Source organism: Citrobacter sp. 21OH12SH02A-Citro (assembly GCF_027919895.1).
In the GTDB taxonomy this organism is placed as follows: domain Bacteria; phylum Pseudomonadota; class Gammaproteobacteria; order Enterobacterales; family Enterobacteriaceae; genus Citrobacter; species Citrobacter braakii.
In genome coordinates this window covers 2140627-2159848 of sequence record NZ_CP114801.1, presented here as the reverse complement: position 1 = coordinate 2159848, position 19222 = coordinate 2140627, and the positions used below count along the sequence as shown (strand labels likewise).

Annotated in this window: 19 protein-coding genes; 11 read left to right on the top strand and 8 right to left on the bottom strand. The window is 51.7% G+C overall.

The window, feature by feature from the left end; translation table 11 throughout:
* The first annotated feature begins 125 nt into the window (after nt 1-125).
* Nucleotides 126-1781, top strand: coding sequence for a C4-dicarboxylic acid transporter DauA (gene dauA, locus O6D90_RS10475; RefSeq protein WP_016153297.1), 1656 nt, complete (start codon nt 126-128; stop codon nt 1779-1781).
* Between the two features lie 97 nt (nt 1782-1878).
* Here dauA and O6D90_RS10470 read toward each other — a convergent pair whose 3' ends face one another.
* A complete protein-coding gene (locus O6D90_RS10470; RefSeq protein WP_016156743.1) occupies nt 1879-3342 on the bottom strand; it encodes a pyridoxal phosphate-dependent decarboxylase family protein in 1464 nt (487 codons plus the stop codon).
* Nucleotides 3343-3357: 15 nt separating this feature from the next.
* Nucleotides 3358-4743: a diaminobutyrate--2-oxoglutarate transaminase gene (locus tag O6D90_RS10465; RefSeq protein WP_019076946.1), complete on the bottom strand. Its 1386-nt coding sequence runs from the start codon at nt 4741-4743 to the stop codon at nt 3358-3360.
* A gap of 611 nt (nt 4744-5354) precedes the next feature.
* On the opposite strand from O6D90_RS10465, the gene lysC reads away from it, so the two are divergent.
* Nucleotides 5355-6716 (top strand): lysine-sensitive aspartokinase 3, encoded by a 1362-nt coding sequence (gene lysC, locus O6D90_RS10460; protein WP_016156744.1) that lies wholly within the window; start codon nt 5355-5357, stop codon nt 6714-6716.
* Nucleotides 6717-6840: 124 nt separating this feature from the next.
* On the opposite strand, the gene ychH is transcribed toward lysC, so the two are convergent.
* A complete protein-coding gene (gene ychH / locus O6D90_RS10455) occupies nt 6841-7122 on the bottom strand; it encodes a stress-induced protein YchH (protein WP_016153301.1) in 282 nt (93 codons plus the stop codon).
* A gap of 274 nt (nt 7123-7396) precedes the next feature.
* Between ychH and pth the strand changes: the two genes are divergently transcribed.
* Together pth and ychF are read left to right on the top strand one after the other, a co-directional pair.
* Nucleotides 7397-7981 (top strand): aminoacyl-tRNA hydrolase, encoded by a 585-nt coding sequence (gene pth, locus O6D90_RS10450; RefSeq protein WP_271143299.1) that lies wholly within the window; start codon nt 7397-7399, stop codon nt 7979-7981.
* A 115-nt stretch (nt 7982-8096) separates the two neighbouring features.
* Entirely contained in the window at nt 8097-9191 is a 1095-nt protein-coding gene (gene ychF, locus O6D90_RS10445) for a redox-regulated ATPase YchF (protein WP_016153303.1), read from the top strand.
* A 390-nt stretch (nt 9192-9581) separates the two neighbouring features.
* Here the strand turns inward: ychF and O6D90_RS10440 are convergent, their stop codons facing one another.
* The gene (locus tag O6D90_RS10440; protein ID WP_016153322.1) at nt 9582-10631 is read right to left on the bottom strand and encodes an alpha/beta hydrolase; all 1050 of its coding nucleotides are present in this window, start codon (nt 10629-10631) and stop codon (nt 9582-9584) included.
* Between the two features lie 219 nt (nt 10632-10850).
* On the opposite strand from O6D90_RS10440, the gene O6D90_RS10435 reads away from it, so the two are divergent.
* The 7 genes from O6D90_RS10435 to O6D90_RS10405 all read left to right on the top strand — a co-directional run bounded on the left by O6D90_RS10435 (nt 10851) and on the right by O6D90_RS10405 (nt 16962).
* Entirely contained in the window at nt 10851-11531 is a 681-nt protein-coding gene (locus tag O6D90_RS10435) for a heavy metal response regulator transcription factor (protein WP_016156746.1), read from the top strand.
* 15 nt (nt 11532-11546) lie between these two features.
* A complete protein-coding gene (locus O6D90_RS10430) occupies nt 11547-13016 on the top strand; it encodes a heavy metal sensor histidine kinase (protein WP_016156747.1) in 1470 nt (489 codons plus the stop codon).
* Nucleotides 13017-13086: 70 nt separating this feature from the next.
* Nucleotides 13087-13737 (top strand): flavodoxin, encoded by a 651-nt coding sequence (locus O6D90_RS10425; RefSeq protein WP_032931593.1) that lies wholly within the window; start codon nt 13087-13089, stop codon nt 13735-13737.
* A gap of 51 nt (nt 13738-13788) precedes the next feature.
* Nucleotides 13789-14436 carry a DUF4405 domain-containing protein gene (locus O6D90_RS10420; protein ID WP_016156749.1) on the top strand — a complete coding sequence of 216 codons (648 nt, stop codon included), beginning with the start codon at nt 13789-13791 and terminating at the stop codon, nt 14434-14436.
* 107 nt (nt 14437-14543) lie between these two features.
* The gene (locus O6D90_RS10415) at nt 14544-15023 is read left to right on the top strand and encodes a (R)-mandelonitrile lyase (protein ID WP_016156750.1); all 480 of its coding nucleotides are present in this window, start codon (nt 14544-14546) and stop codon (nt 15021-15023) included.
* Complete coding sequence (locus O6D90_RS10410) at nt 15001-15762, top strand: carboxymuconolactone decarboxylase family protein (RefSeq protein ID WP_016156751.1); 762 nt, start codon at nt 15001-15003, stop codon at nt 15760-15762. The genes O6D90_RS10415 and O6D90_RS10410 overlap by 23 nt, the downstream gene beginning before the upstream one ends.
* A gap of 135 nt (nt 15763-15897) precedes the next feature.
* Nucleotides 15898-16962, top strand: a complete 1065-nt coding sequence (locus O6D90_RS10405) for an alpha/beta hydrolase (RefSeq protein WP_016156752.1) — start codon at nt 15898-15900, stop codon at nt 16960-16962.
* Nucleotides 16963-17104: 142 nt separating this feature from the next.
* Here O6D90_RS10405 and O6D90_RS10400 read toward each other — a convergent pair whose 3' ends face one another.
* The 4 genes from O6D90_RS10400 to O6D90_RS10390 all read right to left on the bottom strand — a co-directional run bounded on the left by O6D90_RS10400 (nt 17105) and on the right by O6D90_RS10390 (nt 19183).
* Complete coding sequence (locus O6D90_RS10400; protein WP_016156753.1) at nt 17105-17443, bottom strand: hypothetical protein; 339 nt, start codon at nt 17441-17443, stop codon at nt 17105-17107.
* A 231-nt stretch (nt 17444-17674) separates the two neighbouring features.
* On the bottom strand, nt 17675-17863 hold the full coding sequence (locus tag O6D90_RS26350) for a hypothetical protein (RefSeq protein WP_016156754.1): 189 nt from the start codon (nt 17861-17863) through the stop codon (nt 17675-17677).
* Nucleotides 17864-17925: 62 nt separating this feature from the next.
* Nucleotides 17926-18318, bottom strand: a complete 393-nt coding sequence (locus O6D90_RS10395; RefSeq protein ID WP_016156755.1) for a YidH family protein — start codon at nt 18316-18318, stop codon at nt 17926-17928.
* Nucleotides 18302-19183, bottom strand: a complete 882-nt coding sequence (locus O6D90_RS10390) for a MurR/RpiR family transcriptional regulator (protein ID WP_016156756.1) — start codon at nt 19181-19183, stop codon at nt 18302-18304. Before O6D90_RS10390 ends, O6D90_RS10395 begins: the two co-directional genes overlap by 17 nt.
* Nucleotides 19184-19222 lie beyond the last annotated feature (39 nt).

Here is a 19222-nt window from a genome sequence, read left to right as displayed (position 1 = left end):
GGCGGGTTTTTTTATCTGCAACATCTATTTGTATGACTTATGCCTCCTTCACCTGCCATTTAGTTGACAGATGATGCGCTCATGGATGAAACATTATTGTGAACAGATTATTTTCCTCACATGTGATGCCTTTCCGCGCCCTCATCGACGCTTGTTGGAAAGAAAAATATACCGCTTCTCGCTTTACCCGCGACCTGATCGCCGGGATAACCGTTGGGATCATTGCCATTCCGCTGGCGATGGCCCTGGCAATAGGCAGTGGCGTGGCGCCGCAGTACGGCTTGTATACCTCAGCCGTGGCTGGGATTGTTATCGCCCTTACCGGGGGTTCACGTTTTAGCGTATCTGGACCAACTGCCGCCTTCGTGGTGATTCTGTATCCGGTGTCGCAACAGTTTGGGCTGGCAGGCCTGCTGGTCGCAACGCTAATGTCCGGGATATTCCTGATCCTTTTCGGCCTCGCCCGTTTTGGTCGCCTGATCGAATATATCCCGGTATCCGTTACGTTAGGTTTTACATCGGGTATTGGTATCACCATCGGTACCATGCAGATTAAAGATTTTCTCGGTCTGCAAATGGCCCATGTCCCGGAGCACTACCTGCAAAAGGTCGGCGCGCTGTTTATGGCCCTGCCAACCCTCAACGTTGGCGATGCCGCAATTGGCGTGGTGACGCTGGGGATCCTGATTTTCTGGCCGCGTCTGGGGATCCGACTGCCGGGCCACCTTCCTGCGCTGCTGGCAGGCTGTGCGGTAATGGGGATTGTGAACCTGACCGGCGGCCATGTCGCCACCATCGGTTCTCAGTTCCACTACATTCTGGCTGACGGCTCGCAGGGTAACGGCATCCCGCAGTTGCTGCCGCAACTGGTATTACCGTGGGACATGCCGGAGTCAAACTTTACCCTGAGCTGGAGTTCGTTACAGGCGCTGTTACCGGCCGCCTTCTCCATGGCGATGCTCGGGGCGATTGAATCTCTACTGTGCGCCGTCGTGCTCGATGGGATGACCGGCACCAAGCATAAAGCCAACAGTGAGCTGATTGGCCAGGGCCTGGGTAACATCGTGGCACCGTTCTTCGGTGGTATCACCGCCACGGCGGCAATTGCCCGTTCTGCGGCAAACGTCCGCGCCGGGGCGACCTCACCAATTTCAGCGGTCATCCACGCGATTCTGGTGATCCTTGCCCTGCTGGTGCTTGCGCCGCTGCTTTCCTGGTTACCGCTTTCCGCCATGGCCGCCCTGCTGCTGATGGTGGCATGGAACATGAGTGAAGCGCATAAAGTGGTGGATCTGCTGCGTCATGCGCCAAAAGACGACATCATTGTCATGCTTATGTGTATGTCGCTGACGGTGCTATTCGACATGGTGATCGCCATCAGCGTCGGTATCGTTCTCGCCTCCCTGCTGTTTATGCGTCGTATCGCGCGCATGACGCGTCTGGCGCCGGTCAACGTAGATGTACCTGACGATGTGCTGGTGCTGCGCGTTATTGGCCCACTTTTCTTTGCCGCTGCGGAGGGATTATTTACCGATCTCGAATCGCGTATTGCAGGTAAACGTATTGTGGTCTTAAAGTGGGACGCGGTCCCGGTACTGGATGCCGGTGGTCTGGACGCTTTCCAGCGGTTTGTAAAACGCCTCCCGGAAGGGTGTGAACTGCGGATCAGTAATCTGGAATTCCAGCCGTTACGTACAATGGCGCGCGCGGGCATTCAGCCGATTGCCGGACGCCTGACGTTCTTCCCGAATAAAGACGCCGCGCTGGCAGATATCAGCTGACGTGTAGCCCGGCCAGGCGAAGCGCCGCCGGGCTACAAATGACAGGCAAAAAAATGGCTCCCGTGTGTGGGAGCCATTTTTATAATCAGCTTATTGCTTACGCGTTCAGCAGTTGCTCAGCTGTCGCTTTCACGCTTGCCAGCAGGACTTTGACATCCTCCAGACACACCGTTGGGTTCAGCAGCGTCAGCTTCAGGCAGGTTACGCCATCTGCTTCGGTCACGCCAACGTTGGCGCTACCAGAAGCCAGCAGAACGTCGCCAATACGCTGGTTCAACAGCGCAACGAACGCCATGTCGTCACTGTGCGGACGGAAACGGAACAGCACGCTTGCCAGCTGCGGCTCCATCACCAGTTCCAGGTGTGGCTGAGTTTTCACAAACGCAGCCACATCACGCGCCAGCGTTACGCCGTTATCAATGATTTCGGCATACTGCTTTTTGCCCAGCGCTTCGAGCCCCATCCACAGCTTCAGCGCGTCAAAACGGCGCGTGGTCTGCAGCGATTTCGACACCAGATTCGGTACGCCCGCCTCTTCATCAAAATCAGAGTTCAGGTACGCCGCCTGGTAACGCATCAGCTCGTAATGACGCGCGTCTTTCAGCAGGAACGCGCCGCAGCTGATGGTCTGGAAGAACTGTTTGTGGAAGTCCAGCGTCACGGAATCCGCCAGTTCAAGGCCGTTCAGGAAGTGACGATACTGCTCAGAAAGCAGTAACGCCCCGCCCCATGCTGCATCCACATGCATCCAGATCTGGTGTTCTGCCGCCAGCGCCGCAATGTCCGCTAACGGATCGATTGCGCCCGCATCGGTAGTACCAGCAGTGGCGACAATCGCCATCACCTGTTCGCCGTTGGCTTTCGCCTGGGCCAGCTTGTCTTTCAGGTCAGCCAGATCCATGCGTGAGAACGCATCGGTCTTCACCTGGGTGACGGAACGGTAACCCAGCCCCATCAGCGCCATGTTCTTCTGCACAGAGAAGTGCGCGCTTTCAGAGCAAAATACTTTGATTTTGCTCAGGTCGCCGGTCAGACCATTCTGCTGAATGGAATGCCCCTGGCGGGCAAAGAAGGCGTCGCGCGCCAGCATCAGGCCCATCAGGTTGCTTTGGGTGCCGCCGCTAGTGAACACGCCCGCGTCGCCTGCCGCATAGCCCACCTGCTCACGCAACCATTCGATCAGTTTGATCTCAATGATGGTCGCCGACGGGCTCTGATCCCAGGAGTCCATACTCTGGTTGGTGGCGTTGATCAACACTTCTGCCGCCTGGCTAATCACCAGGCTCGGGCAGTGCAGGTGCGCCACGCACTGCGCATGGTGAACCAACAAGCTGTCTTTCAGAAAGTATTCAACCGCACGCTCAATAGCGGCCTGGTTGCCCAGGCCCTGAGACGTAAAATTCAGGTTGATACGTTCGCGCAGTTGCTCAACGGTTTTGCCCTGATACATCTCAGGCTGCTTCAACCATTCAACGACCGCTTGCGTACTCTGCTCGATCGCGTCCTGGTAGGCAGCAATGCTTTGTGCCGAGCCGGACAGAATCGGATTTACGTCTGACATTCGATCCAACTCCGTTTAAACCGGCTTCACGCCAGCGCCCAGCAGGGCATTTTCGAATTTATCGAGGAAAATCTCCAGCTCTGCGTTGGTGATCAACAGAGACGGCAGCAGACGCAGTACGCAACCGTTACGGCCGCCACGCTCCAGAATCAGGCCGTTTTCGAAACATTTTTTCTGCAGCAGCGCGGAAAGCTCTCCATCGGCCGGGTAGCAGCCCATGTGATCCTGCGCTTCGTTCGGCTTAACGATTTCCAGACCAATCATCAGGCCCAGACCACGTACCTGGCCGATAACCGGGTAACGTTTCTGCAGGTCAGTCAGTTTGCCTTTCAGCCACTCGCCCTGCGCAGCAACTTTATCGGCAATCTTGTCGTCTTTGAGGATTTTCAGCGTTGTCAGACCGGTCGCCATCGCCAGTTGGTTGCCGCGGAAGGTGCCAGTGTGATGGCCCGGAGCCCACGCATCGAACTGCTTTTTAATGCCCAGTACCGCCAGTGGCAGACCGCCGCCAACCGCTTTGGACATCACGATGATATCCGGCTCAATACCGGCGTGTTCGAAGGCGAACAGTTTACCCGTGCGCGCGAAGCCAGCCTGAACTTCATCGATAATCAGCAGAATGCCATGTTCCTGGGTCACTTTACGAATACGCTGCAGCCACTCGATCGGAGCCGGGTTTACCCCGCCTTCGCCCTGCACCGCTTCGAGGATTACGGCAGCCGGTTTACGCACGCCGCTCTCAACGTCGTTGATCAGGTTTTCGAAGTAGTAGGTCAATGCTTTGACGCCAGCGTCACCGCCGATACCCAGCGGGCAACGGTACTGATGCGGATACGGCATAAACTGCACTTCCGCCATCATGTTGCTGACGGCTTCTTTCGGCGACAGGTTGCCGGTCACGGACAGCGCGCCGTGGGTCATCCCGTGGTAGCCACCGGAGAAGCTGATGATGCTGGAACGGCCGGTAACTTTCTTCGCCAGCTTCAGCGCCGCTTCAACGGCATCGGCACCGGACGGCCCGGTGAACTGCAGGCAATACTCTTTGCCCTGGCCCGGTAATAAAGAAAGTAAATACGATGAGAATTCATCTTTTAACGGTGTGGTAAGGTCAAGCGTATGTAACGGTAAGCCGCTTGTGATGACACTTTGAATGCTCTGCAGCACTTCAGGATGATTATGACCAAGCGCCAGGGTTCCGGCACCTGCCAGGCAATCAAGATATTGATTATTTTCTACGTCAGTAATCCAGACGCCCTGCGCTTTAGCAATCGCTAATGGCAGTTTACGTGGATAGCTGCGGACATTAGATTCAAACTCAGCCTGTCTTGCTAAAAAGGTATCATTGCTCTGTGGTAATGAATTAGCACTTAAAGTATCAATACGGACTTTATCCGTCATCATATCACTCCTACAACCAGGTGTAGATTAACGCCTGATTGAATAAATGGTTATAAGGGTTACCTGTAAAAAAGCGCGGCTAATATATGTTGTTTTAGCCCTGGACTCAATCATTTATTTTTCAACACATTTAGCGGGTGTTTTTTCTTTATAATTCAAAGTGTAACAGCCACCCTTCATTACGAAATCCTAAAGAAATATATCTATTTAATTAACAATTACCGTAGCCAATTGCAACGCATACGATGTTATAAAAACCATGTAATTTTCATGTTTTTATTATTTTTTTACACGTTTTTACCATTAATAATGTACGCGTTTTCTTGTTACGACATGATTTTTCACTTATTTGTCGATAAATCGAATAAAAAAGTCGATCCCTAAATATAAATCACTTAGTATGGCGCGCTTATTTGCAGGCTATGTAAATAAAATTAATGCGCAGCACCCGGTAACGCGTACAGGCGACACGCGTTTTCGACAACAGGAATTCCCTGGGTTGTCAGCAGAAATGTTCGCGGGCGGACATTTCGTAAGGCGAACACCGTTTCCCCTTATGCCGAGAATGAAAATTTTCTAGCCATACTTTTATGGCGCCCTGATATGAGATTGTTATGACTCGCATTTATCCACCATCCGTCGTTGCCAAATTTGGCGGCACCAGCGTCGCTGATTTTGATGCGATGAACCGAAGCGCCAGCATTGTCCTTGCTGATCAAGATGTCCGTTTAGTCGTGCTGTCTGCTTCAGCAGGCGTTACAAACTTACTGGTCGAGCTTTCTGAAGGTCTGGAAACGCATCAACAATTAGATAAGCTTGAGACCTTACGCGCCATCCAATACAACATTATTTCCCGCCTGAAGCAGCCGTCCGTTATCAGCACGGAAATCGATAATCTTCTCAACAACATCCGCCATCTTGCACAAACGGCGACCGTTTCACCGTCTGATGCGCTAAGCGATGAATTGGTCAGTCACGGCGAGCTGATGTCCTCTTTACTGTTTACTGAAGTCTTACGTGAACGGCATGCCGAGGCCGGGTGGTTTGACGCCCGCAGCGTGATGCGTACCAACTCGAGTTTCGGCTGCGCCGAACCCGAACTCAGTACCTTGCACCACCTGGTGGAGACTCACCTGCGCCCTCGTCTTGAGCAAGCGATTATGGTGACCCAGGGGTTTATCGGCCGGGATGCCGCAGGGCATACCACTACGCTGGGACGCGGTGGTAGTGATTACACGGCGACGCTTCTCGGTGAGGCGCTTCACGCCGCACGCGTGGACATCTGGACCGATGTCGCAGGGATCTACACCACCGATCCGCGTATTGCGCCGCGGGCCAAACGGATTGACCACATCTCATTTTCCGAGGCCAGCGATATGGCCGCCTTCGGTGCGAAGGTCCTCCACCCGGCTACGCTGCTTCCGGCAATGCGTAAAAGCATTCCGGTTTTTGTTGGCTCAAGTAAGGATACGGCTGCCGGTGGTACGCTGGTGCATAACACCACCGACAACCCACCTCGCTATCGTGCGCTTGCCGTGCGCCGTAAACAGACGCTGTTGCGATTACATAGTCTGGAGACACAACCGTCCGGTTCTTTCCTGGCGCAGTCCTTCGCCATTTTAGCTCGCCACGCGGTCACGGTGGATTTGGTTACAACCTCAGAGAACAGTATTGCGCTGGCGCTGGACGCGACTCACGCAACCTCAGGTGAAGATCATATACTGACCAGCGCATTGTTTACCGCATTATCCTCCCACTGTCGTGTGGAAGTGGAAACCGGACTGGCATTAGTCACTTTGGTGGGGAATCGACTGACTCAGGCGGCGGGAGTTTGCAAAGACGTTTTTGCCTGGCTTGAAGGGCATACGGTGCGAATGATTTGCCACGGCGCGTCAAATGACAACCTGTGTTTCCTGTTGCCCGCTGAAGACGCGGATAGCGCGGTTAAAACGTTACATTATCGGTTATTCGAATAACGTTTCTTATATTCCATAGCGAATATAAAAGTGCGTTCTATGCAAGGATAATGAACAAGCAAAGTCCTGGTTTTTCAACCAGGACTTTGTATTCAAACCGCAGCCCTCTCTACCGGGAAACGATTTAGTTATGACGATGAGTGGTATCACCGCGACGACAGCGTTTGTCATAATGGCGTACCCACCAGTAACGGTCACTGATTTGCTCGTGCCCGCCCACTCTGGCTCCCGCCAACCACAGAACACCACCTACAAAAATACTGAGCACGGCACCATGTGCGAAAAACTGTGGCAGATTAAATTGCGGCAATTGGTTTAAAATAGAGTAACCAACACCCCCCACCATCACCACCAACCCTAAAGCCATGAGCACGTTACCGAGTAACGAAGCGTTTTTGCGTTTCATGTGTCACCTCCGGAACTTTGGGTTGCTACAGGGAATACCCCTAATCCTTATGTGTAAAGTATAGACAACACTGCCGTTCGCAAGTGCGGGAGCGATCACAATTACAAACACTCGCGCAACAAAACTTTACAAATAAGCTACTGAACATACTCAATTTCTAATAGTCCATTTGTGCAATTATTCAGTTTTTGGCGATTAGAACGCAGTTTTTTGTCAAGAGCAGCATCAGACAGTAAACTACACGTCGTTTATGGAAACACTCAGGACAAAACACGTGACGATTAAATTGATTGTCGGCCTGGCGAACCCCGGCGCAGAGTATGCGACAACGCGACACAACGCAGGCGCATGGTATGTCGATTTACTGGCAGAGAGATTACGCGCGCCCCTGCGTGATGAGCCGAAATTCTTCGGCTACACCTCCAGAGTAACGCTCGAAGGGGAAGATGTCCGTTTGCTGGTACCGACCACATTTATGAATCTCAGCGGCAAGGCAGTAGGTGCGATGGCCAGTTTTTATCGTATCAATCCCGATGAAATTTTGGTCGCGCACGACGAATTAGACCTGCCGCCTGGCGTGGCAAAATTTAAGCTCGGTGGCGGTCATGGCGGACATAATGGCCTGAAAGACATCATCAGCAAGTTGGGCAATAACCCCAACTTTCATCGTTTACGCGTGGGAATTGGTCATCCGGGTGATAAAAACAAAGTTGTCGGATTTGTTTTAGGCAAACCGCCTGTTTCAGAACAGAAGTTAATTGATGAAGCAATTGACGAAGCGGCACGTTGTACCGAGATTTTATTCAAAGATGGCCTGACCAAGGCAACGAGCCGGTTACACACCTTTAAAGCGCAATAAGCAGCGATGTGCGGCATTTTTCTCGCGTGCTGTGTATAATAGGCAGAGTTATTTACTTTTCTACAATCTGTTTTCCATAACAGGTTGAATATCAAAAGATTAAGGTGATTTAAACATGGGATTCAAATGCGGTATCGTCGGTTTGCCAAACGTAGGCAAATCCACCCTGTTCAACGCGCTCACAAAAGCGGGTATTGAAGCGGCAAACTTCCCGTTCTGTACTATCGAGCCGAACACAGGTGTTGTCCCGATGCCCGATCCGCGTCTGGATCAGTTGGCCGAAATCGTCAAACCGCAGCGTATCCTGCCAACAACGATGGAATTCGTCGACATTGCCGGTCTGGTAAAAGGCGCGTCCAAAGGCGAAGGTCTGGGTAACCAGTTCCTGACGAACATCCGTGAAACCGAAGCTATCGGCCACGTGGTTCGCTGCTTTGAAAACGACAACATCATCCACGTTAATAACAAAGTGGATCCGGCTGACGACATTGAGGTTATCAATACCGAACTGGCGCTGTCTGACCTGGATACCTGTGAGCGCGCTATCCATCGCGTACAGAAGAAGGCCAAAGGCGGCGATAAAGACGCTAAAGCGGAACTGGCTGCACTGGAAAAATGCCTGCCACAGCTGGAAAACGCTGGCATGCTGCGTGCGTTGAAAACGCTGACCGATGAAGACAAAGCGGCTATCAAATACCTGAGCTTCCTGACGCTGAAACCAACCATGTATATCGCCAACGTTAACGAAGACGGTTTTGAAAACAACCCATACCTCGATAAAGTGCGTGAAATCGCCGCAGCTGAAGGCTCCGTGGTTGTTGCAGTTTGCGCTGCCGTTGAAGCTGACATCGCAGAACTCGATGATGCTGACCGTGAAGAATTCATGGCTGAAATGGGTCTGGAAGAACCTGGTCTGAACCGCGTAATCCGCGCTGGTTACGAACTGCTGAACCTGCAGACCTACTTCACCGCTGGCGTGAAAGAAGTTCGTGCATGGACCATTCCTGTTGGCGCAACGGCTCCGCAGGCGGCGGGTAAAATTCATACTGACTTCGAGAAAGGCTTTATCCGCGCACAAACCATCGCGTTTGAAGATTTCATCACCTATAAAGGTGAACAAGGCGCGAAAGAAGCCGGTAAGATGCGTGCAGAAGGTAAAGATTACATCGTTAAAGATGGCGATGTGATGAACTTCCTGTTCAACGTCTAAACAAAACTTCTCGTCTCATGAGGTTTCATCAAATCTCATGAATATTGAAAAAGTCTACAAAATCCACGCAATTGCGTGGATTTTTTCATTTCATAGAGTGTAAATCCATCTCGTAACGAGACAGTACAAACAAGGACTCGTTATGCTCACCGGCACTCAATGCCGTAATGCTAAACCTAAAGTTGGCCTGTACCACAAAGTAAACCTTACAGGCAAAAACATAATCCTCAGATGTCCCTGCCGTTTTATGAATTTCATTCATAACGGCTATTTAATGTGCGTAATTATCTTTCCTCCCGACTTCGTTAGTCTTGGTCACATGCGGACACACTCATTATGTCCTGATATGACCAGCCTGAGTGGCTGGCCAAAGGTATCGTCTGATAGGGGTTAAATACTCTTATCGAAGAAGACGTCCAGCTTTTGCAAAGCCTTGTCGACGTACTCAGGAACCCAATACGTCTCGATATGGGTAGCGCCATCAATGAGGAAGAGTTCTTTGTCTTTTGTACCGGTGGCTTTCGCAAACGCATCTTCCGTCATATAGAGCGTGTCGGCTTTTGTACCAGCAATCATCAGCAGCGGTTTATTGATGAGATTGATATGGTCCGTAACGTCAAAACTCATCAAATCTAACAGGCTGCTTGTCGTGTATTTAAACGTAGAGTTCGGGTGCGCGTGAGTTTTCCAGTAGTACTCATAGCCCTGTCGATATAAGGCAAAAGGTAACTTAGCGATCTGTTCATCAGTCAGATTGGCATCACCGGAGTACAGGACTTCGCCTCCGGAAGCTTCCTGAGCACGTGCGTCAGAAGCCTGCTGAAGACGCTGCTGAATAGTATCCAACTGTGAGTCCTGAAAACCGTTGCGGCGCACCAGGCCTGAATTAAACATGCTGATGGTTGCGATCGATTTAAACCGTTGATCCGTTTCGGCCGCAACAAGTGAATAACCGCCACCTCCGCAAATACCCAGCAGACCGAGGCGGGAAGTATCCACTCCCGGATACTGGCTGATGTAGTCAGCCATGCCGTGGATATCCTCGATACGATTAGCGGGTTTATCCACGCTGCGAGGCATCCCACCGCTCGCGCCCTGATAAGCCGCGTCGGCAGTAATCGTGATGTAGCCCTGTTCGGCGAGACGCTGGGCATACAAGCCTGCGACCTGCTCTTTTACGCCGCCATTCGGATGTGCAACCACCACGGCAGGGTATTTTTTGGCGGGATCATAGTTAGCAGGGGTATAGACATTCGCAGCTATCTGTATGCCATGCAGATCGTACTTCACCGGATGAATGTTGACCTTGCCTTTGACGTTCTCAGTGATGGCACCGTCATAGGCCAGGGTGAATGGATTTTTTTTGTAATCAGCCGCATTGACTGAGGTGGCCCCGGTTATTGCCGTGAGCAGTATTGCAGTTAACAGATTGAATTTCATGGTCTCTCCCGATGAGTTTCAGGCTTGCGGATTTAAATGTGCAGACTCAGGTTAGAGAGAGAGGCCTGTCAGCATCGTGACAGGTAAATAACATTTTTGTCAGCAAGCAGGCTGAGATGGCTTCATGTTTCTGACAATGCTGTCAGGTAAGCGTCAGCTTTATGTTGGCAATCAAGAGGCAGAATAAGCCCGATTGAACAGTTAAGAGGAAATCCCGTTATGCGCCTGTTGCTAGTCGAAGATGAAGAAAAAACGTCAACCTATCTCAACCGTGCGTTGAGTGAATCGGGATTTACGGTAGATGTCTCTGCAGATGGCGCTGAAGGTCTTCATTACGCACTGGAGCTTGACTACGACGCGATAATCCTTGATGTGATGCTGCCGGGGATGGATGGCTACCGGGTACTCGAGGGGGTGCGGGCCGTCAAACAAACGCCGGTACTGATGCTCTCGGCACGAGGATCGGTCGACGAGCGCGTCAAAGGGCTTCGGCTTGGCGCGGATGATTATCTCCCCAAGCCCTTCTCTCTTATCGAACTGGTGGCGCGCATTCAGGCTCTGGTGCGTCGCCGCGCTACGGATGGCGCAGACATCACCCAGCTGCAAATTCACGATCTGCATCTCGACCTGCTGGCCCGCCGCGTATTTCGCGCCGGAACGCGACTGGAGTTGACCGCAAAAGAGTTTTCCCTGTTAAGTCTTCTGGCCCGGCATCAGGGGGAGATCCTGTCAAAAATGATGATTGCTGAGCAGATATGGGACATGAATTTTGACAGCGATGCCAATGTGGTTGAAGTCGCCATTAAACGTCTGCGAGCCAAAGTGGATACCCCGTTCGACGTCAAACTGTTACATACCGTTCGTGGCATGGGATATGTCCTCGAAGTCCGGTCGGAATAAATGAAGAGGCTCAGCATGCCTAAACGTTCCATCTCCGTTCACCTGGCGCTGATGTTTGCCTTATCCGCGCTGCTGATTGTGTCCATTATCGGTATCTTGCTCAGAAGCTCCTTACATGACTCTTTGCAAAAGCAGATGCACAACGAGCTGCTGTTCCGGGAATCATTAATGAGCCCGTGGATCACCGCACGAACCTCGGCTGACGGCTGGTCGACGTTGGCTAATAAATTTACTCTGCTAACCAATTCTGAAGGTGAGCGCGTTCGTTACTGGATAGTGAGCGATAACCCGCGCTTTAGCATGGGGGGAATACCACCGGTGGGCGTTCAGTGGTCTTCTTTGCAGGAGGGATTTAATAAAGTGCCCGGCGCATCGGAAGGTGCATGCTCACTGTTCCTGTTAGTGAAAACCATCCCCGCCAACGGTGAAAGGCCTGAGCTGCGCTATGTGGTTGCCATCGACTCTACGCCGTATATGGGCACACTTGATGCGTTCACACGAACGCTGTTGATTATTGCCGCGCTGGGCGTACTGATTGTCGCCTTACTGGGATACGTTGTTTCACGGATTGGCCTGCGTCCGGTGGGCATGCTCAGTCAGCAGGCACAACACCTTGCACCAGGTGACCATGGCCAGCGCCTGAATACCTGCGCGTTGCCCGAAGAACTGCAGCAACTGGCATCATCATTTAACGGCGTGTTAGAGCGTCAGGAAATCGCCTGGCGACAGCTCGAGAGCTTTAATGCCGATGTTGCGCATGAACTTCGTACCCCGCTGACTAACCTGATCGGTCAGACGCAACTCGGGCTATCACGCCGACGTTCACAAGATGAACTGGAAGAGTTATTGGGTTCCAATCTGGAAGAACTTGAACGCATGACGTCGATAGTTAACGACATGCTGTTCCTGTCTCATGCGCACGCAGGTGAACATGCTTCCCAGCTTACGCAAGTCTCCCTGCGAGAAGAAACCCTGAAAACAGCGGAATATGTTGAACCCTCTTTTGCTGAAAAACAGCTTTCGCTGGAGGTTGAGGGCGACATCACCGCGCATATCGACAGGCGGCTGTTTCACCGTTCACTGGCTAATTTGCTGGAAAATAGCGCCAGGCATTCCCCCTCCAATAGCACGGTTACGGTGCGCTTAAGCGAAAAAGGCAATCAAGTTTGTGTAGACGTTTCTAACCCTGGCGATCCGATAGCGCCAGAGCACTTACACCGGCTTTTCGAACGGTTCTATCGTGTTGACACCTCCCGAGCCAGGAGTGATACCCATCATGGGCTGGGCCTGTCGATTGTCCGTGCCGTCGCCATTATGCACCGGGGAGATGTCTTTGCCCGTAGCGAGAACGGTATCAATACCTTTGGCCTGACGTTTGCTAAACAGCCTGACGCTATCCGAATCGGGAGACTGATTTCAGAGACAAAATCGGGATCTCCGCGCGCAAAGACTTCTGACAAAATTGTCAGAGAGTCGTCAGTCTGATGTCAGGCTATCTGCGCCAGAATGACTGCTGATACTCACCACGGCTGATTGAAGGAATGAAACAGTGAGAATGAAAAAGGTATTTAGCGGGTTTCTGGCGATGATGGTCATGGGGCTTCTGGGGCAGCCCGCGTTCGCATCAGAGGATTCATCCGCACACGCCCGCACGCTGATTATCTACTTTTCACAACCAGAGGAGATGAAACCTGGTGCCGTGGATGGTTTTTCCGGGGCCAGCGTATTACAAAAAAATACGCCAGAGACCGGCAGCACGCAGTTTATTGCGCAACTTATTCAGAAGCAGACTCACGGCGACCTGTTTCGCATTGAAACCGCCACTCCCTACCCTCGCCAGCATGATGCACTTTTGCGCGTTGCCGAAAAGGAACAGCAAACGAAAGCCAGACCCTCGCTAAAAACGCCGCTCCCTGACCTGAGCGATTACGACACCATTTACGTCGGCTACCCCATCTGGTGGTATACCATGCCAATGGTGATATACAGCCTCTTTGAGCAAAATGACTTTGCAGGCAAAACGGTCGTTCCCTTTACCACCCATGGTGGCAGCAGGTTAGCCGACTCCCTGCGAGAAATTGCTCGCATGCAGCCACAGGCCAAATTAGTCACTCGTGCGCTCGCGATCTCGCGCAACGATATTTCAGCTCCTGACGTACCCGCGCAGGTTGAGCAATGGGTAAAACAAGTCCAGCCACAGCGTTAATCCATCGACATGAAGAAAATTTATATTTTCCAGGTCATGCAGGATGCGCTGATGACGTTACTTCTGTTGGTATTGATGGGATTTCACCTTCACGGTGAAATCGTGCATGAATGGGCGGGTATTATTTTTACGCTGCTCATCATGCTGCATTTATATCTTAACCGGCATCGCTTGTGGTCACTGTCGCCCAATATTCCGTTAACCATGCTGGTAGTTAACAGAATCATTAATGCAGTGACATTCGTTGTCATTCTGACCGCGATTGTCTCGGGCATGATGCTGTCCCGACATATCCTTCTGGACCTGGCGTTCCACAACCCGGCGAGCGGGGTCAGGAAAGTACACATGACGTCGGTCCACTGGGGAATGCTCATTCTGGCGCTGCATATCGGGTTGCACTGGAAAATGCTGGCAACCTTTTTCTGCCGGGTCCTGAACATCTCCAGCAATTCATTCTTTGCAAATGTCATGATGCCAGGAATTTTTTCGCTAATCGCTCTACTGGGATTGTACGAATTACTAAACCGGGACTATCTCGATTATTTGTTGATGAAGGTCGATTTCTCCTTTTTCGATTACGATGAATCTGCCCTTCTTTTTTATCTACGCTACCTGGCCATTATTGTTTTATTTTCATTAATGACACGGTTTTCGCTTTGGGGCCTTATTTTTAGAAAAGACAAAGCAGCGTCACCATAATAAGGGTTAACTGACAGAATTGTCAGGCTGGCGTCAGTCTGACGACATCTCCCCCTGATTAGAATCATTGCAGACCCTCTCCATCATTGTAGATAAGGACGCTTTGCATGATCAGACATTTACGTTACCTCGGGCTGTTACTGCCCCTCTTTACGTTTTCATCCTGGGCGGCGGAGCAAAATCCCGCTGTCCATATCGCCACCGCCGGAAGCCAGAATGCGGTGTACGGGCCAGCAGAGAACTTTACCGGTCGCGTCCGGGTTGATCCTCTCTTCAAACCAGATAACGAAATTAGCGTTTCCGGGGCTTATGTCACCTTTGAGCCAGATGCTCGTTCCGCCTGGCATACGCATCCGGCAGGCCAGCGGCTGATTGTGACCTCGGGAGTTGGGCTTACCCAACAAGAAGGCCAGCCGGTGCAGGTCATCCGCGCTGGCGACGTTGTCTCTTGCCCGGCGGGCGTCAAACACTGGCACGGGGCGGCACCCGGCAGCGCAATGACGCACCTGGCGATAACCGGGATTGTGGATGGCAAAAGCGTTAACTGGATGGAGAAAGTGACAGATGAACAATACCACGCCCATTAAGGCATTAACGGCAGCGGTACTGCTGACCTTTGGTTTGGGTCTCACGGCACATGCTGCGCCCGTCAATAAAGGAGCCTCAGAAATGAACCACGAACAAACGGTTTCAGATACGCTGTCAGCTCGCCAGCAAGCCATCCCGTTGATTGCGGCATCAATGGCCAGCAGTCAGATGGATAAGCTGAATGCGGCACTGAATCAGGGGCTTGATGCAGGACTCACGATAAACGAGACCAAAGAGATTCTCGTTCAGCTCTATGCCTATACGGGATTTCCCCGTAGCCTGAACGCGCTGAATGAACTGATGAAAGTCGTCGAAGCACGTAAACAACGTGGCGTTGAAGACGTTGAAGGTAAAGAGCCGGTCGCCACCATCCCTGTCGGAGATGAGCTTCGCCGTGTCGGTACCGCAAACCAGACTAAAATCTCCGGCGCCCCCGTCCAGGGACCTCTGTTTGATTTTGCCCCGGTCATTAATCAATTCCTACAAACGCATCTGTTCGGCGACATTTTCGCCCGCGATAACCTCGACTGGCAAAGCCGCGAGCTGGCAACGGTTGGCGCATTAGCCGCCACGCCGGGCGTTGAAGCTCAGCTGTTATCGCATACGCGAGCCAGCATGCGAGTCGGCCTGACGGCAGCGCAACTGCGCCAACTGGCACAAGTTCTTCGTGAAAATGGCGAAGAAGATGCGGCTACGCGGGCGGAACAGGCGCTGCAACGGGCGTTAGCAAACAGTTAGGCGTTGGTTTGAGACGATACGGTGCTAATCCTCCGCATTCATGAGTCTGCCAAATAAGGGCAATCAGAGGTGCTAAATAATTCACGCTGACAACTCAGATATGATTGAACGGCAAACATAACAGAGGATGTAATCTTGAAAACTGTCTTAAAAACGCTGGCCATCTGCGCGATGGCGGGTGGCATGGTGGCTCAGTCGGTATACGCCGAGCCGCTGGTCATTCAGGAACAGGGAAGCTTTTCTGCTGGTGGCACTATCATCACCGCACCAGGGAAATTTGACGCGAAAACGCCGCTGGACTCTGCGGGTCAAACCTGGCATGGCGATCATGCGTCTGTGTTCTACCAAATTCCGGAAAATCCGCATAAATACCCTATCGTCATGCTGCACGGCGCAGGTCAGTTCTCCCGCACCTGGGAAACCACCCCGGATGGTCGCGAAGGGTTCCAGAACATATTCCTGCGTCGTGGATTCTCTACTTATCTTGTCGATCAGCCCCGCCGGGGCAGCGCCGGGCGCACGACGGTAGAAGGTACGGTTACGCCTAAACCGGATGAACAGATGTGGTTTAACCAGTTCCGCGTTGGCGTGTGGCCAGAGTATTTTCAGGGCGTTCAGTTTTCTCACGACAAAGAAGCCCTGAATCAGTATTTCCGTCAGATGACCCCGAATACCGGGCCGTTTGATATCAATGTTATCTCCGATGCGATGTCCGCCGTCGTGGATAAATCTGGCCCGGCTATCCTTTTCACCCACTCTCAGGGTGGCGGACCAGGCTGGTACACGGCGATGAAAAATGACAAGGTCAAAGCCATTGTCGCCTTCGAGCCTGGTAGCAGCTTTGTCTTCCCGGAGAAAGAGCTCCCTGCCCCAATGCCAAGCGCGTTCGACACGCTGAAGGGTGAACCGGTGCCGATGGAGCAGTTTATGGCACTGACTAAAATTCCGATTCTGATTATTTACGGCGATAACATCCCTGATAAACCTGTCGCCATGCCCGCGCAGGACAGCTGGCGCGTGCGTCTGGCAATGGCTCGCGAGTGGCGTGACGTGGTGAATAAGCATGGCGGAGATGTCACTGTGACGCATCTGCCTGAAGTGGGAATCAAAGGTAATACCCACTTCCCGTTCTCCGATTTAAATAATGTGCAGATTGCTGATTTGGTGAGTCAATTCCTGAAGGAAAAAGATCTGCAATAGAAAGAGATAATATTGAGCCTTCATTATTGAGGGCTCAATACAAACATCAGCTTTATCAAAAAAATAAAATGGGAACGTGACGGTCTGCTTGGCACGAGGAGCGGACATGTGGCAGTTCAATAGTAACGCCCGCACCTCCATCCTACTGTGGAGTGCAATCTATGGATAAAATCGTTTTCCGCGTCTTAGCTTCTGGAGGGGTCATTTCGTCACTTTCGCTGATATTGAAGCTCCATGCGCCAACGTCTTCGACTTTCGAAAACAACAATTCACCTTCATAGCCCAGATCGTCAGTGCCACTGATTATGACCATACCACTAAGCGTTCTCTGGTATGCATTCTCAAAAACACGACCGTCATAAACAATGGTCGCCCGCTCTTTGTCGAAGACAACCTCTTTGTCGCCCTCACAACGCATTACTGACTTGGCTTGTGACACACAGGAAAACCCTAGAAGGGTCAATATCAGCAGTCTTTTCATTCTTCATCTTCTACATGCATAATTAAGGGGATAATTTCTCATAAATCCATTGATTTAATATTAGCACCAACTGACATGCTGGACGACGGCAGATAACGCATCGGAGATTCCGATTGCTTCCAGTGTAGAGGTCAACTAAAACAGGCCCGCCAACCGAGTGAAAGAGTGACTGCCCTGAGACGAAATCCTTCCTGTAAACTAAATTCTACCTCTACGTCCTTCACGGTGCGCTTATAACTGAGATAACAAGAGCAATACACCTGCAATCATTACATTGAATGAGATCACTACATGCCGGCAAGTGAGGGCTCCGCAGAAAATAGCGAAAGAACCAGCCATCAGCAGCATACCCGCCACACCGTAGAGAAGATTACCAGTATGACTCCATCCCCGAAAACACAACAGACCAGGCGCGAGCATTGACCATCCTGTTCTTCGCCATGACAGGTGTGTACGTTCTGGTTGTAAGCCCGGATCTCTTTTCATAATGGTCTTCCCTGCCAGAGTAATATACCCAGCAATATTGCGAGAACCAGCATCAGTATTGACAGAACCACCAGCAAACGGGTGTAAGGTAAATCATTTTCAAGACGCATAGCATATTCATTCTTGCGCCAGCGTCGCCAGGCCATATATCCCATCGCTGATGCAGCGACCAGCAGCAGTGTTGAAATACCGATACGCAGTTCCGCAGAAGATAATTGGGGGGAAAACTGCTCGATGCCGACAGCACCGGCCATGAGTGCCAGCGCAGTACGGATCCAGGCAAGAAATGTACGCTCGTTGGCGAGCGTAAAACGATAATCGGGGGTTTTGCCCTCAAGCCACCACTTCCCCTTTGGGCGTATTGACGGAGTATTATCCTGTAGACTCACGTTTAATCCTTTCTTTTATCAACAATTCTTTAATAGACAGTCCGGTCGATTCGCTGTCGCGCAGATTGTGGCGAGTGATTTCTGTGCACAGAAACTCAATCATGAACAGCTGTGACATACGGGTGGCGATCGAGTCTCCCTGGTAGGGGCCAGCACTACCGCTGGTCAGCAACCAGGTGTCTGCCAGTTCATTCAGCGGTGACTGCGGACTGTGCGTTATTGCCAGACAATGCGCGCCCGCTTTTTTGGCCAGCCGGAAGGCATTAACCACTTCCGGTGTTTCGCCTGAATGAGAAAATGCGACCACCAGATCTTCTGGTTTGAGGTTGGCGAGTTTCAACGTCATGGTAAAACGGTCGGTATAGGCTTCCGAATCAATGCCCTGACGGTTCATTTTGTCGCGGGCTTCCATTGCGGAAAGACCTGAGGCTCCAAACCCCACGAACAAAACGCGGTTCGCGGTCAAAAATCGCTCAACCACTGGATTGACCACTTTCATGTCCAGCAGACCGATGGTCTCATTCAGGGTGGTTTCAACCGTCATGGCTATTTTCTGCGCCACATCGTTGCGGGAATCATCCAGGAAGATGTCCGGGGACGATGGCAGCAGTTGCTCGCGATCGGCCAGAAGCTCACGTTTAAGCGCCGCTTTCAGCTCGAGCAGCCCGGTATAACCAATTTTTTTGCAAAAGCGCACGATCGTCGCTTCACTGACTGATATGGCTTCGGCCAGTTTACGTACCGGCATTTGCGCTACAGTAGCGGGCTGCTCAAGAATAAACCGGGCAATATGCTGGTCAGTTTCACCAAGTCCACCCAGCACGTTACTGATATACACCCGCACATTTTCACGATTTACGCTCATCGCAACACCCGATCCTTTTGCATGAAAAATAACGGGTAT